The 15662-nt window shown below is 71.5% G+C and carries 11 protein-coding genes; 1 reads left to right on the forward strand and 10 read right to left on the reverse strand.

The genetic code is table 11. The annotated features are described in order from the left end of the window. Positions 1 to 36: 36 nt before the first annotated feature. From proB to CGQ25_RS08605, 6 genes are all read right to left on the reverse strand, one after another. Entirely contained in the window at positions 37 to 1167 is a 1131-nt protein-coding gene (proB, locus tag CGQ25_RS08580; protein ID WP_208712995.1) for a glutamate 5-kinase, read from the reverse strand. Then, the gene (gene obgE / locus CGQ25_RS08585; protein ID WP_208712690.1) at positions 1157 to 2758 is read right to left on the reverse strand and encodes a GTPase ObgE; all 1602 of its coding nucleotides are present in this window, start codon (positions 2756 to 2758) and stop codon (positions 1157 to 1159) included. Before obgE ends, proB begins: the two co-directional genes overlap by 11 nt. Positions 2759 to 2933: 175 nt before the next feature. After that, positions 2934 to 3185, reverse strand: a complete 252-nt coding sequence (rpmA, locus tag CGQ25_RS08590) for a 50S ribosomal protein L27 (protein WP_208712691.1) — start codon at positions 3183 to 3185, stop codon at positions 2934 to 2936. 53 nt (positions 3186 to 3238) lie between these two features. After that, a complete protein-coding gene (rplU, locus tag CGQ25_RS08595; protein ID WP_208712996.1) occupies positions 3239 to 3550 on the reverse strand; it encodes a 50S ribosomal protein L21 in 312 nt (103 codons plus the stop codon). Positions 3551 to 3821: 271 nt separating this feature from the next. Then, complete coding sequence (locus CGQ25_RS08600) at positions 3822 to 5342, reverse strand: bifunctional hydroxymethylpyrimidine kinase/phosphomethylpyrimidine kinase (protein ID WP_255405691.1); 1521 nt, start codon at positions 5340 to 5342, stop codon at positions 3822 to 3824. Between the two features lie 2 nt (positions 5343 to 5344). Further along, positions 5345 to 8746: a ribonuclease E/G gene (locus tag CGQ25_RS08605; RefSeq protein ID WP_208712692.1), complete on the reverse strand. Its 3402-nt coding sequence runs from the start codon at positions 8744 to 8746 to the stop codon at positions 5345 to 5347. A 390-nt stretch (positions 8747 to 9136) separates the two neighbouring features. Between CGQ25_RS08605 and CGQ25_RS08610 the strand changes: the two genes are divergently transcribed. Next, entirely contained in the window at positions 9137 to 9814 is a 678-nt protein-coding gene (locus CGQ25_RS08610; RefSeq protein WP_208712693.1) for a vitamin K epoxide reductase family protein, read from the forward strand. 82 nt (positions 9815 to 9896) lie between these two features. On the opposite strand, the gene ndk is transcribed toward CGQ25_RS08610, so the two are convergent. Genes ndk through ileS form a run of 4 tightly spaced genes read right to left on the reverse strand, consistent with a single transcriptional unit; the run spans position 9897 to position 15556 of the window. After that, entirely contained in the window at positions 9897 to 10316 is a 420-nt protein-coding gene (ndk, locus tag CGQ25_RS08615; protein ID WP_208712694.1) for a nucleoside-diphosphate kinase, read from the reverse strand. Between the two features lie 58 nt (positions 10317 to 10374). Beyond that, a complete protein-coding gene (locus CGQ25_RS08620; protein ID WP_208712997.1) occupies positions 10375 to 10815 on the reverse strand; it encodes a DUF4233 domain-containing protein in 441 nt (146 codons plus the stop codon). Continuing rightward, positions 10815 to 12188, reverse strand: coding sequence for a folylpolyglutamate synthase/dihydrofolate synthase family protein (locus CGQ25_RS08625; protein ID WP_208712695.1), 1374 nt, complete (start codon positions 12186 to 12188; stop codon positions 10815 to 10817). The genes CGQ25_RS08620 and CGQ25_RS08625 overlap by 1 nt, the downstream gene beginning before the upstream one ends. Next, on the reverse strand, positions 12185 to 15556 hold the full coding sequence (gene ileS / locus CGQ25_RS08630; RefSeq protein ID WP_208712696.1) for an isoleucine--tRNA ligase: 3372 nt from the start codon (positions 15554 to 15556) through the stop codon (positions 12185 to 12187). Before ileS ends, CGQ25_RS08625 begins: the two co-directional genes overlap by 4 nt. Positions 15557 to 15662: the final 106 nt, after the last annotated feature.

Here is a 15662-nt window from a genome sequence, read left to right on the forward strand (position 1 = left end):
TCTACCGAGCCTGCCCGCCGCGCGAGGCGCTCTGCGTCACACCAGCACGAGGTCGTCCACGTGCACGAGGACGCGCTCGTACTCGGGCCCGAGCTCCCGCCCGAGGTCCTTCGTGGAGCGCCCGAGCATGGCCGGCATCTCGCCGGCGGAGAAGTTCACGAGTCCGCGGGCCACCACGGTCCCCGCGGAGTCGGCCAGTTCCACCGGGTCGCCCGCCTCGAAGTCTCCCGCGACGGACGTCACCCCGGCGGGCAGCAGCGACCGGTGGCGGTCCCGCACGGCGCGGACGGCGCCGTCGTCCAGCACGAGGGTTCCCCGGGTCGCGGCGAGGTGGGCCAGCCAGAGGAGCCGCACCGGCTTCCGGCGGCCGTTGACGCTGAACCAGGTGCCCACGTCCTCGCCCGCGAGCGCCCGTCCGGCGGCGGCGGTCGAGGTCACCAGCGCGGGGATGCCCGACCCTGCGGCGATGGCGGCGGCCTCGACCTTCGTGGCCATGCCGCCCGTCCCCACACCGGCCTTGCCGGCGCTCCCGATCCGCACGCCCTCGAGGTCATGGGAACCGCGCACATGCTCGATCCGCTCCCCGCCCTCGGATGGAGGCCCGGTGTAGACGGCGTCGACGTCCGAGAGCAGCACGAGCGCGTCCGCGTGGACGAGGTGCGCCACGAGGGCCGCGAGGCGGTCGTTGTCGCCGAAGCGGATCTCGTGCGTCGCGACGGTGTCGTTCTCGTTGACCACGGGCACGACGCCGAGGTGCAGGAGCTTCTCGAGCGCGCGGTGCGCGTTGGCGTACTGGGTGCGGCGGACGAGGTCGTCCGCGGTGAGCAGGACCTGGCTCACCGTGACGCCGTGCGCGCCGAAGGCCTGGGTGTAGCGGGCCATGAGGAGGCCCTGGCCCACGCTCGCGGCTGCCTGCTGGGTCGCCAGGTCCTTCGGGCGCCGCTCGAGCCCGAGGGGCGCGAGGCCCGCGGCGATGGCTCCCGAGGACACGAGCACGATCTCCGCACCGGCGTTGGCGCGGTCGGCGAGCGTGTCGACCAGGGCCGCGAGCGCGCGCTCGGAGATCCCGCCCCGGATGGTCGTGAGCGAGGAGGAGCCGACCTTCACCACGATCCGCTGCGCCTGGGGCAGCCATTCGCGCCCGCGCACGAGCGGCTCAGCGGTCATCGTCATCGGCCCACTCCCCCTCGTCGGCCTGCTCCCGCGCCGCGTCGCGCTGCGAGGCACGACGCCGCGTGGACTCGGTCCAGATCCCGGCGCGCCGCTCGGCCTCGAGCTCCTCGCGCGCCGCGGCCTTGGCGGCCTTGCGGTCCTCGTACTCCTCGCGCTTCTGGGCGCGGGTGGGCCGCTCCCAGTCGGCGAAGCGGATGTCCGTTCCGCGCGGCCCGGTGAGGACCTCGGCCCCGGTCATCATGGTCGGCTCCCAGTCGAACACGACGGCGTCGTCCTCGCCGATCACCACCGTGTCGCCGGGCTTCGCCCCGACCTTGAACAGCTGGTCCTCGACACCGAGGCGGTTGAGCCGGTCGGCAAGGTAGCCGATGGCCTCCTCGTTCGTGAAGTCGGTCTGCTTGACCCACTTCTCGGGCTTGTCGCCGAGCACGCGGAACAGCGGCTCGAGGTTGCGCTCCTCGCGCCGGATCGTGAACCCGGCCTCGTTGACGGCCCGTGGACGCAGGACGGCGGGAGCCACCTTGGGCGGGGCGGTCGCGACGGCGTCGCGGGCGGCCTGGACGATCTCGGCCATCGCGAAGCCGAGGGCCCGGAGCCCGGCGTGGGATGTCGCCGAGACCTCGAACACCCGGTAGCCGCGCCGCTCGAGCTCGGGCCGGACCATCTCCGCCATGTCCTTCCCGTCGGGAAGATCGGTCTTGTTCAGCGCCACGAGCTTGGGGCGCTGGTTGAGGGGGACCACCTCGCCGTCGACCCCGGCGTAGCTCATGTCCACGGCGTACTTCTCGAGCTCGCGCTCGATCACGTCGAGGTCGTCGATGGGGTTCCGCTCCGCCTCGAGGCTCCCGCAGTCCAGGACGTGGACGATGGCCGCGCAGCGCTCGACGTGGCGGAGGAAGTCATGTCCCAGGCCGCGGCCCTCGCTTGCGCCTTCGATGAGCCCGGGGACGTCGGCGATGGTGAAGCGCACGTCGCCGGCCTGCACCACGCCGAGGTTCGGCACGAGGGTCGTGAAGGGGTAGTCGGCGATCTTCGGGCGCGCCGCGGACATCGCGGCGATGAGGCTCGACTTGCCCGCCGAGGGGTACCCCACGAGCGCGATGTCGGCAATGGACTTGAGCTCGAGGACGATGTCGCGGGTGTCCCCCGGGATGCCGAGGAGGGCGAATCCGGGCGCCTTGCGCTTGGCGGAGGCGAGCGCGGCGTTGCCGAGGCCGCCCTGGCCGCCGGCGGCAGCGACGAACTCGGCCCCTTCCCCGACGAGGTCCGCGAGGACCTTGCCATCGGGCGACTTCACGACCGTGCCGTCCGGCACCGACAGGACGAGCGTCTCGCCCTGGTGGCCGACCCGCCAGTCGCCCATGCCCGGGCCGCCGTTCTGGGCGTGCCGGTGCGGCGAGTGGTGGTAGTCCAGGAGGGTCGTGGTCTGGTGGCTCACGCGCAGCACGACGTCGCCGCCGTTCCCGCCGTTGCCACCGTCGGGCCCGCCGAGCGGTTTGAACTTCTCGCGCTTGACAGAGACGCAGCCGTGCCCGCCGTTCCCGCCCGAGACATGCAGGACCACGCGGTCCACGAAGCTGGCCACTTCATTCTCCTTAGCTGTTCGGGTCTGACCCGATTCTAGTGTTCGCTGCCGCCGGGCCCCAGAAGGACCCCGGACGCAGCAAAGGGTGGAGCGGGCCGAAGGCCCACTCCACCCTGATGCTCACCTGTGCGCCCGAAGGCGCAGGCCGCGTGCGCGGCCTTCGCGTCTGTGCCTGCTAGGCAGCGACGATGTCGACGACGCGACGGCCACGGCGGGTGCCGAACTGGACCGCGCCGGCCGTGAGTGCGAAGAGGGTGTCGTCCTTGCCGCGGCCCACGCCGTTGCCGGGGTGGAAGTGCGTGCCGCGCTGGCGGACGAGGATCTCGCCGGCGTTGACGGACTGGCCGCCGAAGCGCTTCACGCCGAGGCGCTGGGCGTTCGAGTCGCGGCCGTTGCGGGTGGAGCTTGCGCCCTTCTTATGTGCCATGAGCTGTGCCTCCCTGGGAGAATCGTGTCAGGTCTGGGTGAACCGGTGAGGGTTCAGGCGTTGATGCCGGTGATCTTGACCTTGGTCAGCTCCTGGCGGTGGCCCTGGCGCTTCTTGTACCCGGTCTTGTTCTTGTACTTCTGGATGATGATCTTCGGGCCGCGGAGGTCCTCGAGGACCTCGGCGGTGACCGTCACGTTGGCCAGCTCGGCCGCTGCGGAGGTGACCTTGTCACCGTCGACCACGAGCAGGGCGGGCAGCTCGACGGTGCTGCCGGCCTCGCCGGCCACGCGGTTGAGGGTCACGAAGTCTCCGACAGAGACCTTCTCCTGGCGGCCGCCGGCGCGGACAATCGCGTACACCACTTGGGAACTCACTTCTCTCGACGATATTTCTAAAGCTCTTTGCGCGCAGCGCCCGGGTCCCACACCGAAGCATGGTCCGTCAGGCGCTCTTGCTGTGCTTCTGCCGTGAGTCCGCGAGGGGAATCCCTGGGATGACACCCAAGTGACGGCGCAAGCACCGAGGATCAAGGATACGCCAGTCCTCCGCCCGGTCGCAAATGCGCCGGGGCCAGCCGCTCAGGCCGGAAAGCACGCAGGGTCCAGTCTAGCCCATCCCGAGCCCGGCACGGACTCACGCGAAGCGGCGCGGCGCGTCGAAGAACTCGCGCTCGTAGACCGCTGAGGAGGTGAAGGCCGTGCGCATCGCCTCCCGCTCGACGGCGGAGGCCCGGCGGCCCGCCGCGTCCGTGAAGGAGATGGCCCGCCGTGTCGCCTCCGCGAACCGTTCGTCTGCGTAGGTGCCGATCCACTGGGCGTACGGGTGGGATTCCCTGTCCTCGCGGGCCGCGTGGCGCGCATGGAGCGCGGCGCCCACCTCGGCGTAGATCCAGTAGCAGGGAAGGGCCGCTGCCGCGAGCACGCCGTAGGAGCCGGACGCCGACGCAGCGAGCAGGTGGTCCACGTACGCCTTCGTCACCGGGCCGGGGACCGCGCCGCCGGTGCCCCGGCCGCCGCCGGAGGACGCGGCGTCGTGCGCGACGTGGCGGCTGAGCCAGGTCCTGTGCAGCTCCGCCTCGACCTCGAGGCACACGCGTGCCCCTTCCGCCCAGAAGGCCTGCTCGGCCTCGGACGGCGCCAGCGCGCTCGCCCGGGCCAGGACCCGCGAGTAGCCGTTCAGGTACAGCGCGTCCTGGGAGAGGTAGTAGGCGAAGTGCTCCTCGGAGAGGCTGCCCTCGTCGAGCTGCGCGACGAACGGCAGGGCATCGATCTCGGCGCGGACCTTGGCCGTGGACTCCCACAGCGAGTCGGCGAACTCGCCGGGCGCCAGGGGGACCGCGGCGCGCGCGTGGTGGAAGTGGTGGATGGGCCCGTGCCCCGAGCCGACCTCGAGCTCGTCGGAGGCCTCGAGGGCGCCGCGGAGCCACTCCTTGACCACGGCGAGCGAGCTCGCCCAGTCGCCCGTGCGGGCCTGGACGGTCGCGATCGCCGAGGACAGCGAGCAGCCCGTCCCGTGCGTGTTGCGGGTCGGCACGCGCTCGCCAGGGATCTCGGCGACGACCGGCGACCCCACGGCCCGGGCGTCCACGAGGGCATCGGGGCACTCCGCGCCGTCGAGGTGGCCGCCCTTGACCAGGACGGCTGCGCCTGTGCGCTCGGACAGCCTCCGGCCCTGCTCGAGGGCCTCACCCCACGTCGCGGCCACCGGCTCGGCCAGCAGCGCGGCCAGCTCGGGCAGGTTGGGCGTGACCAGGTGCGCGCGGGTGAGCAGGTCGCGGAGTGCGTCCTCGGCGTCGGCCTCCAGCAGCCGGTCGCCGCTCGTGGCGACCATGACCGGATCGAGCACGACGACGCCCGGCCTGGTGGCGTCGAGCCACTCGCGCACCGTACCGATCACCGCGGTGTCGGCGAGCATGCCGACCTTCACGGCGTCGACCGCGATGTCGTCGGCAATTGCCTCAAGCTGCGCCACGAGGAACTCCGCCGGCGGGGTATGCACCGCGGTGACGCCCCGGGTGTTCTGCGCGGTGAGCGCGGTGATGGCGCTCATCCCGTACCCGCCCATGGCAGCGATGCTCTTGAGGTCGGCCTGGATGCCGGCCCCTCCCGAGGGGTCGGAGCCGGCGATGCTGAGGACCCGGGGGACGCGGGCCACGCTCACAGCTCCGACGCCGGGACGCCGACGCCCAGGATGAGGGGCTCGTCGCCGGACCCGGATGACGCCGTGGCCGACTTCGCCGCGGCCTTGGCCGAGCTCGTCTGCCCGCCGACCGCGCCCTCCGCCGCGTCGACGCGCGTGACTTCGGCCGATCCCTGGCCGCTCCGCGCGCCGCGGCTGCGGCGGCGTCGGCCGGTCTTCTCCTCGCCCGCGGGGGCGTGGCGCTCCCCCGTGAGCTGGTCGAAGGCGTGGGTCAGCGCGTCGAGGCTCAGTGCCGGAGCCGGGGCCGGTGGCACCGGCACGCTCTCGCCGTGGGGCAGTTCGATCCGCTCGCCACCGATCGTCAGCACGGCGGGGGCCAGCTCCGCCGCAGCCGAGGCGGCCGCCGGTGTCTCCGACGTGTGGACGTGCTCGACAGCTGGGGCGACGGGCGACACCACCGGCTCCGGGGCCTCGGCCTGCCGGGCGTCCTCCCGGGCCGGGGCCGCGCCGGCAGGCCCGGCCTCGTGGGCCGGCGCCGGGGCCTCGGTTCCCGAGCCCCTCGAGGCGGCCACCTCGTCGTCGTGCACGTGTGCAGCGTGGGCGGCGGCGGCGACCGCGGCGAGTGCCGCGCGGGTTGCCTCGGCGCGGGCCTTCCGTTCGGCGTCGTCCGCCGGCGGCGCGGCTGCGGGTGCCGGGAGCGGCTGAGGCTGGACCTCGCCGTTCTGGGCACCTCCGCGGCGGCGGCGCTTGCGGCCGCCTGCCGCGCCGCTCTCCGTGCGGACCGGCTGCTGCTCGGCAGCGGGGACCGCGGGACGGGCTCCCCCGCGCTCGACCGGCTCGTCGTGGGTGATGACGCCGCGGCCGGCGCACACCTCGCAGGTCTCGCCGAAGACCTCGAGCAGGCCCGTGCCCATGCGCTTGCGGGTCATCTGGACCAGCCCCAGAGAGGTCACTTCTGCGACCTGGTGCTTTGTCCGGTCGCGGCCGAGGCACTCGACCAGGCGCCGGAGCACGAGGTCCCTGTTCGACTCCAGCACCATGTCGATGAAGTCGATGACGATGATGCCGCCCACGTCGCGCAGGCGCAGCTGCCGGACGACCTCCTCCGCGGCCTCGAGGTTGTTCTTGGTGACGGTCTCCTCGAGATTGCCGCCGGAGCCCGTGAACTTGCCCGTGTTGACGTCGATGACCGTCATGGCCTCGGTGCGGTCGATCACGAGGGAGCCGCCGGAGGGCAGGAAGACCTTCCGGTCGAGGGCCTTGTGGATCTGCTCGTCGATGCGCCACTGGGCGAAGATGTCCTCGTCGCCCTCGTACTTCTCGAGGCGGCCCAGGAGATCCGGCGCCACATAGGTCACATAGGCCTCGATGGTGTCCCACGCCTCTTCGCCGCTCACAATGAGCTTCGAGAAGTCCTCGTTGAACACGTCCCGGACCACCTTGATGGTCAGGTCCGGCTCACCGTAGAGCAGCTCAGGCGCGAGCACCTTGGTCGAGGCCGCCTGGGTCTGGATCGACTCCCACTGGGCGCGCAGCCTGTTGATGTCGTGGGTGAGCTCCTCCTCGCTCGCACCCTCGGCTGCGGTGCGCACGATCACGCCCGCGTCCTCGGGGAGGCGGTCCTTGAGGATCTTCTTGAGGCGGGTGCGCTCGACGTCGGGCAGCTTCCGCGAGATGCCCGTCATCGACCCGCCCGGCACGTAGACGAGGTAGCGGCCGGGGAGCGAGATCTGGCTCGTCAGGCGCGCGCCCTTGTGGCCCACCGGGTCCTTCGTGACCTGCACGAGCACAGAGTCGCCGGACTTGAGGGCGTTCTCGATCCGGCGCGGGGCACCATCGAGGCCCGCCGCGTCCCAGTTGACCTCGCCGGCGTACAGCACGGCGTTGCGGCCGCGGCCGATGTCGACGAACGCCGCCTCCATGGACGGCAGGACGTTCTGGACCTTGCCGAGGTACACGTTGCCGATGAGCGAGTCCTGCTGCGTCTTGGAGACGAAGTGCTCCGCGAGCACCCCGTCCTCGAGGACGGCGATCTGGATGCGGTCCTCCTTCTGCCGGACGACCATCTGGCGGTCCACGGATTCGCGCCGCGCCAGGAACTCAGCCTCGGTGATCACATGGCGCCGGCGGCCCGACTCGCGCGACTCCCTGCGGCGCTGCTTCTTCGCCTCGAGGCGCGTCGAGCCCTTGACGGTCGCCACGCGGTTCCCCGCTGACTCCGACGGCGTGCGCGGAGCGCGCACCCGGGTGATGGTCCCGGGCGGGTCGTCGTCGAGGCCGCCCTCGAGCTCAAGGTCGGCCTCTCCCCTGCGGCGGCGACGACGGCGGCGCGAGGTGACCTCTTCGCCGTCCGCCTCGGCTGCCTCCGAGTCGCCGTCGCCTTCGTCACCGGCCGACTCGGCATCCTCGCCGCCCGTCCGTGTGCGGGCGCGGCGGCCGCGGTTGCGGCGTCGGCGGCGGCTGCCCGCGCCGGCCTCCTCGTCCTCGTCCTCTTCGGCTTCCTCCTCCGGCTCCGGCTCCGGCCGGACGATTGCGCTGAGATCGGGTGCCTGGAAGATCATCGAGGTCGGCGAGAGCGCCGAGCTGAAGAGCCCGGTGAAGCCGGAGGCCTGCTCCTCGTCGTCCACCCCGTGCTCCTGGGATGCCGCCGCCTCCGGGGCGGCCGCGGTCTCCGCGCTCACCGCTTCCGGCTGGGCGGGCGAGAAGCTCTCGGCCGCGGGCTGGTTCGCCGCGGCCATCGGGGCGGACGCGGTCTCCAGAGCGGCAGGCGCCGCCGGAGCGGTCTCCCTAACCACCGTCTCAGTGCGGCCGGCCGCTTCCTCCGCGGGGGCGGTCTGCGTGGGGTCGGTCTGCGTGGGGTCGGTCTGCGCGGCGGCGGAGCCGCCTGCCGCCGAGCGGGACACCGTCGCGCGGCGGCGCGCACGGACCGAGCTCTTCGCCCGCGGCGCCGAGGCGCCTGGGTCCGCCTGGGCCGTCTCCGGCTCGCTGGCATCCGGCGCCGCCGGCGTCGCCGCGGCGGACTGTGAATCGGCCTTGGCCGCAGCCGCCCGGGCAGAGGTGCGCCGCCGCGAGCGCGACGGCACCTCTGCGGGGGCCTCCTGCTGTACGGGCGCAGCAGCCGTCGCAGACGGTGCCGCCTCCTCGCTGGGGGCTGCCGGGCCGTCGGACGGGGCGCTCTGCCCGGCCCCGGCGGTATGTTCCTTGGTGGGTTCCTCGGCTGCCGGGCCTTCTGCCTTGCGGCGGCTCCGCGTCGCCCGCTTCGGCTTGGCGGGCGCCTCCTCGGCAGTGCCCGTGTCCCCCTCGTCGGGACGGGCGTTCTCGGCGGCCCGACGCCGCGTGCTGCGGCGGGGCTTGTCCTGTTCCACCTCGGCGGGGGACGTTTCAGGAGCCGTTTCGCCGGCCTGCTGTTCGATATCCATCTGTGCGTACTCCAAAGCCGCCCCGGGCAACCCCCACATACGGCACCCGTGGCGGCGCCACGAGCCGGCACCCGCGGGCGCCGACGAAAGTCAGTCCGTTGCCCGTGCGACTCGGTCGCGCGGGCCGGTGCCGCGTGCAACCCGCCTCCCGTGAGGGCCGGCCAGGTGCCGCTCCTGCCCAGAGCCCCGCGGGGGATCTGTGGATCCCGGAGGGGCGTGCATGGGCCGGCGGTCTTCTCGCTGTACACCGGACCGGCCACTGCATGTGGGGCAGTGCCCGGCCACAGGCATTGTCTCACACACCGGCGAGCCGGTGACGGACCTTCGGCCCAGCTTCCCACCAGACCGCGCGCCTACAATCGAGGCATCCGCCCAGGAAGGACCTCCTGAATGACACCCCATACCGACACGGGCCGCGCGCAGACCGTGCCCCGCAGCAGCGATGCGGACTCCCCCGCCAGCACCGGCGCTGCCGACGTCCCCACGATGGCCAGGCGCGTCCCGTTCGCGTGGCTCGTGCTCGTCACGAGCGTCGGTGGCTGGATCGCCTCGGGCATGCTCGTGCTCGAGAAGATCGAGAAGCTCCGGGACCCCGGACACGTGACGGTCTGCGACGTCAACCCGTGGATCTCGTGTGGCGAGGTGATGGACACGTGGCAGAGCCAGGCGTTCGGCTTCCCCAACATGTTCATCGGCATCGTGGCGTTCGCGGTCACGCTCACGACGGCGATGGGCCTCCTCGCCGGCGCCACCTTCAGCCGCTGGTACTGGATCGGCCTCCAGGTCGGCGTGACGCTCGGCTTCGCCTTCGTCGTGTGGCTCTGGAGCCAGGCGCTCTACGCGATCGGCATCCTCTGCCCGCTGTGCATGGTCGTGTGGTCCATGATGATCCCCCTGTTCGTGTGGACCACAGTCCGCAACCTCGTCCACGGCGTGATCCCCGCTCCCCCGGCGCTCGCGCGCGGTCTCGCGGACTGGGGATGGATCATCGTCGCCGTCCTCTACGTCGGTGTGATCGCCTCGATTTTCTTCCGCTTCATCCACATGTTCATCCCGTCCACGATGTAGCGCGCCCCGCACCGGGGACGACGGCGGCCGGTGACTTCCGCGCGGAAGTCACCGGCCGCCGTCGTGCGCCGGAACGGGCCGGTCAGGCGCCGAACCAGATGCCGATCTCGCGCTCGGCCGATTCCGGCGAGTCCGAGCCGTGGACCAGGTTCTGCTGGACCTTCAGGCCCCAGTCGCGGCCGAAGTCGCCGCGGATCGTGCCGGGGGCGGCGGCCGTCGGATCCGTCGCACCGGCGAGGGCGCGGAAGCCCTCGATGACGCGGTGGCCCTCGAACACCGCGGCCACCACGGGCCCGGACGCCATGAACTCGAGGAGCGGCTCGTAGAACGGCTTACCCTCGTGCTCGGCGTAGTGCTGGGCGAGGAGCTCACGGCTGGCGGTGAGCTGCGCGAGCTGGGCCAGCCGGTAGCCCTTGGCCTCGATGCGGGCGAGGATCGTGCCGGTGAGGCCGCGGGACACGCCGTCCGGCTTGACGAGGACGAGGGTGCGTTCGGTAGTCACAGAATCTCCTGGGGGTAAGGCAAGGGGGTCCGGGGCAAGTCTACTTTTCCCGGCCCAGCTACTTCTCCTGCTCGGGATGCTGGCGCTCCCATTCGGCCTGGGCCCTGTCCCTCTCGACGTTCTCCCGGTCCAGCTTCGCCCCGGTGCGCAGGGCGTACCACCAGGTGAGGGCCACGATGGCGCCGACGAAGAACATCATGGGCTCGAGGAAGCCGAGTGCGATGAGCACGAGCTGCAGGAGCCAACCCAGGCCGCGTCCCCAGGGCTTGGAGACGACGGCGCAGGCCAGGATGAAGACGGCCATGAGTCCGAACCCGCCGCCCAGCACGAGTCCCGCACCCAGCTCACGGCCCCGCAGCCCGAACAGGACGAGCGTGGCGAAGAACGTCACGAATGCCTCCATGAGGAGGATCACGGACGCGAACATCACCCGCACCGAACGGCGCTTCTTCGGCATGCCGGGCCGCCACTCGCGCTGGGCCCTCGTCAGCCGGGCCATCATCCCTGGTCCTTCCCGAGCAGGGTGCGGGCTTCGCCGACCACGGTGATGGACCCGGTGATCAGGACTCCACCGCCGAAGTCTCCCACCGCGTCGGCGCGCTCGACGGCGTACTCGATCGCGTCGTCGAGCTTCTCCGCGACGTGCACGGCCTCCTCGGCGTAGCCGAGGTCGAGGGCGATCTCGCTCAGTTCCTCAGCCGGGATCGCCCGGGGCGAGGCCGACTGCGTGAAGCAGAATTCGACCGGGACGTCGGCGAACTCGGCCTGCAGCGTGCGCAGGATCTCCTCGGCGTCCTTCTCCCGCAGGACCCCGAGGACGATCACGAGCGTCGAGAAGTCGAAGGCCTCCTTGAGGGCCCGCGCGCTCACCCGGATGCCGTCCGGGTTGTGCGCGGCGTCGACCACGATGGTCGGGGACGTGCGCACCACCTCGAGCCGTCCGGGCGAGGAGACCTCGGCGAAGCCCTCGCGCAGGACGTCGGCGTCCAGCTCCCGCTCTCCGCCGCCGAGGAACGCCTCGAGCGCCGCCACGGCGACCGCGGCGTTCTGCGCCTGGTGCTCCCCGTGCAGCGGGACCGCGAGGTCCGTGTAGCGGCCGGCGAGCCCCTGGACGGTCACGACCTGGCCTCCGACCGCCACAGCCCGGGACTCGACCCCGAACTCGACGCCCTCGAAGCGGAACGGCACACCCACCTCGCGCGCCTTGTCGAGGAGCACCTGCGCGGCGTCGACCGGCTGGGCAGCGCTCACGAGGAAGCCGCCGGGCTTGATGATCCCGGCCTTCTCGCGCGCGATGTCCTCGGTCGTGTCCCCGAGGAGGTCCGTGTGGTCCAGGGAGATCGGCGTCACGACCGAGACCGCGCCGTCGCCGACGTTGGTCGCGTCGGTGATCCCGCCGAGGCCGACCTCGATCACCGCGACGTCCACCGGTTCGTCGGCGAACACCGCGAACCCGAGGATGGTCACGCACTCGAAGTAGGTCAGGCGCGGCTGCCCGGCGGCGACGAGCTCGGCGTCGACGATGGCCAGGTACGGGGAGATCTCGTTCCAGATCCGCACGAAGGTGGCGTCCTGCACGGGCGCGCCGTCGACGCTGATCCGCTCGGTCACGCTGGACAGATGGGGGCTCGTGTACCGGCCGGTGCGGAGGCCATGGGCGCGGAGCCCGGCCTCGATCATGCGTGCCGTGGACGTCTTCCCGTTGGTGCCCGTCACGTGGATGATCGGGAAGGCCCTGTTGGGCTCTCCCAGGACGTCCATGGCGCGGAACAGCGGTGCGAGCCGGGGCTCCATCTTGTTCTCGGGGGCGCGGGAGAGGAGTTCGGCGTAGACCTCCTCGACGGTGGACAGCTCGCTGAGCGGGGAGCTCACTGGGCGCCCTCCCCCGCCGAAGCCTGCTCCGCGTCGACGCGCTCGACGACGGCCGTCGGGTCGACGTCGGCGGTGAGCAGCTCGAGGTCGACCGTGAGCGTCTCAGCCTTGAGCAGGTCGGAATGCGCCATGGCGGCCTCGATCACGGCATGGCGCGCCGTGACGCTCGTGCGGATCCTGTCGGTCACCTCCAGGTCGGCCTCCTTGCGCGCCTGCTGGACGGTCCGGACGAGGTCGCGGGCGAGTCCTTCAGCCGCGAGCTCGGGCGTGACCTCGGTGTCGAGGACCACGAATCCGCCTCCGGGAAGCATCGCCACGGAGGCGTGCTCGCCGGCCTTCGCCGGATCGACCACCGTCTCCAGGGTGTACTCGGCCGGTTCGAGCGCGAGGCCGCCGGCGGTCACGGTTCCGTCCTCGGCCACGGACCAGTCGCCCGACTTGGAGCCCTTGATGGCCTGCTGGACCTCCTTCCCGAGGCGTGGGCCGGCCGCGCGGGCGTTCACCACGAGCTTGCGCTCGATCCCGAACTCCTCCTCGCTGGCCTCGGCGGCGTCGAGCAGGCGGACCGACTTGAGGTTGAGCTCGTCGGCGATCACCGCCTCGCTGCCGGCCAGCGCCGCTGCCGCGGGCACGACGACGGTGAGCTCCTTGAGCGGCAGGCGCACCCGGAGCTTCGCGGCCTTGCGCAGGGACGATCCGGCGGAGCACACGGCCTGGGTGCGGTCCATCGTCTCCACGAGGGCCTGGTCGTCGGCGAAGAGCGCCGGGTCGGGCCAGTCGGTGAGGTGCACCGAGCGGCCGCCGGTCAGGCCCCGCCAGATCTCCTCGCTGACCAGCGGCAGGAGCGGCGCGGCCACGCGGCACACTGCCTCGAGCGCTGTGTACAGGGCGTCGAACGCATCGGCGTCCTCATCGAAGAACCGCTGCCTGGACCGGCGCACGTACCAGTTGGTCATCATGTCGAGGTAGCCGCGCAGGTCGTCGCAAGCGCTCGAGATGTCGTACGCGTCGAGGTGTTCCTGCATGCTGCCCACGAGCCGGCCGGTCTCGGCCATGAGGTAGCGGTCCAGAGGATCGCTGTAGCCCCCGTACCGCAGCGTCGCGTCGTAGCCGGCGCGAGCGCCGCCGTCGTGCTCTGCTGGCGCGGTGCCCGTCGACGCGTTCGCGTAGAGCGTGAAGAAGCTGTACACGTTCCACAGCGGCAGGATGACCTGGCGGACGCCGTCGCGGATGCCCTGCTCAGTGACGATGAGATTCCCGCCGCGCAGGATGGGGCTGGACATGAGGAACCAGCGCATCGCGTCGGAGCCGTCGCGGTCCAGCACCTCGGAGACGTCCGGGTAGTTGCGCAGGCTCTTGGACATCTTCTGCCCATCCGAGCCCAGCACGATCCCGTGGCTGATGACGTTGCGGAACGCCGGCCGGTCGAACAGGGCGGTGGCAAGGATGTGCAGCGTGTAGAACCAGCCGCGGGTCTGGCCGATGTACTCGACGATGAAGTCGCCCGGGTTGTGCGTGGCGAACCACTCCCGGTTCTCGTGCGGGTAGTGCACCTGGGCGTACGGCATCGAACCGGAGTCGAACCACACGTCCAGCACGTCCGGGACGCGGCGCATGGTGGACTGGCCGTCCTCCGGCGTGCGCGGATCGTCCGGATTGGGGCGGGTGAGCTCGTCGATGAACGGGCGGTGCAGGTCCGGCTGCCCGTCGTGGTTGAGCGGAAGCCTGCCGAAGTCCGCCTCGATCTCCGCGAGCGAGCCGTACACGTCGGTGCGCGGATACGCGGGGTCGTCGGAGACCCACACGGGGATCGGCGAGCCCCAGTAGCGGTTGCGGCTGATCGACCAGTCACGCGCGTTCTCGAGCCACTTGCCGAACTGGCCGTGCTTGACGTTGGCCGGGATCCAGTTGATCTGCTCGTTGAGCTCGAGCATGCGGTCCTTGATCTTGGTGACCTCGACGAACCAGCTCGATACCGCACGGTAGATCAGGGGGTTGCGGCAGCGCCAGCAGTGCGGGTAGCTGTGAACGTAGCTCGCCTGCTTGACGAGGCGTCCCTGCTCGCGCAGCACCCGCGTGATGGGCTTGTTGGCCTCGAAGACCTGCAGGCCCGCGATCTCGGCCAGCGGCGCCTGCCCGTTGACAGGGGAGGCGAACATGGGCAGGAACTTGGCGCCCTCGTCCACCGAGAGGATCACGGGGATCCCCGCCGCCTCGCAGACCTTCTGGTCGTCCTCGCCGTACGCGGGGGCCTGGTGCACGACGCCGGTGCCGTCGGTCGTGGTCACGTAGTCCGCGACGAGGATCTGCCAGGCGTTCTCGGTGCCCCACGTCTCCGTGTCCGTGTAGTAGTCCCACAGCGGCTCGTAGCGGATCCCGGCGAGCTCGGAGCCGAGGACGGTGCGCTCGACGGCGTCGGCCGCTGCCGCGCCGTCCCCGTACCCGAGGTCCTTGGCGTAGGAGCCGAGGAGGTCCTCGGCGAGGAGGAAGCGCCACCCGGGGCCGAACTCCGACACGCCCGACTTCACCCCGTCGGGGCCGAGAGGCACGACGGCGTAGCGCACCTCGGGCCCGACGGCGAGGGCGAGGTTCGTGGGGAGCGTCCAGGGCGTTGTGGTCCAGGCGAGGGCGAGGACGCCGGCAAGCTCCTGCGAGAGCGCGGACTCCCCCGCCTTCAGCGGGAAGGTGACGGTGACGGTCTGGTCCTGACGGTCCTTGTAGACGTCGTCGTCCATCCGCAGCTCGTGGTTGGAGAGGGGGGTCTCATCCTTCCAGCAGTACGGCAGGACCCGGTAGCCGTTGTAGGTGAGGCCCTTGTCGTAGAGCGTCTTGAACGCCCAGATGACGCTCTCCATGTACTCGACGTTGAGGGTCTTGTAGTCGTTCTCGAAGTCCACCCAGCGGGCCTGGCGCTTGACGTACGCCTCCCACTCGTGGGTGTACTTCAGGACCGAGGCGCGGCACGCGTCGTTGAACTTGTCGATCCCCATCGTCTCGATGTGGGCCTTGTCGCTCATTCCGAGCTGCTTCATGGCCTCGAGCTCTGCGGGCAGGCCGTGCGTGTCCCAGCCGAAGCGGCGCTCGACGCGGCGGCCGCGCTGCGTCTGGTAGCGCGCCACGAGGTCCTTGGCGTAGCCGGTCAGAAGGTGCCCGTAGTGCGGGAGCCCGTTGGCGAACGGCGGGCCGTCGTAGAAGACGAACTCGTTGGAGCCGTTCCTGCCCGCGTCGCGGTTGTCGACGGAGGCCTGGAAGGTCCCGTCATGCTCCCAGTAGGAAAGGACGCGCTCCTCGAGTTCGGGGAAGCGCACGGACGTGCTCGACGCCTGCGCGGCGTCCGCTGCTGTGCTGGCCTTGGGGTACACGCTCACTCGGATCCTGGCTCGCTTGATGCTGCTGGACGGGAGGACGGCGTTCGCCCGGATCGGCCGGACGGCACCGCGGTACCACCTCACTTGCCCGCGGCCGCATGCGGCC

The sequence above is a fragment of the Sinomonas sp. R1AF57 genome (assembly GCF_002224485.1).
Taxonomy (GTDB): Bacteria; Actinomycetota; Actinomycetes; order Actinomycetales; family Micrococcaceae; genus Sinomonas; species Sinomonas flava.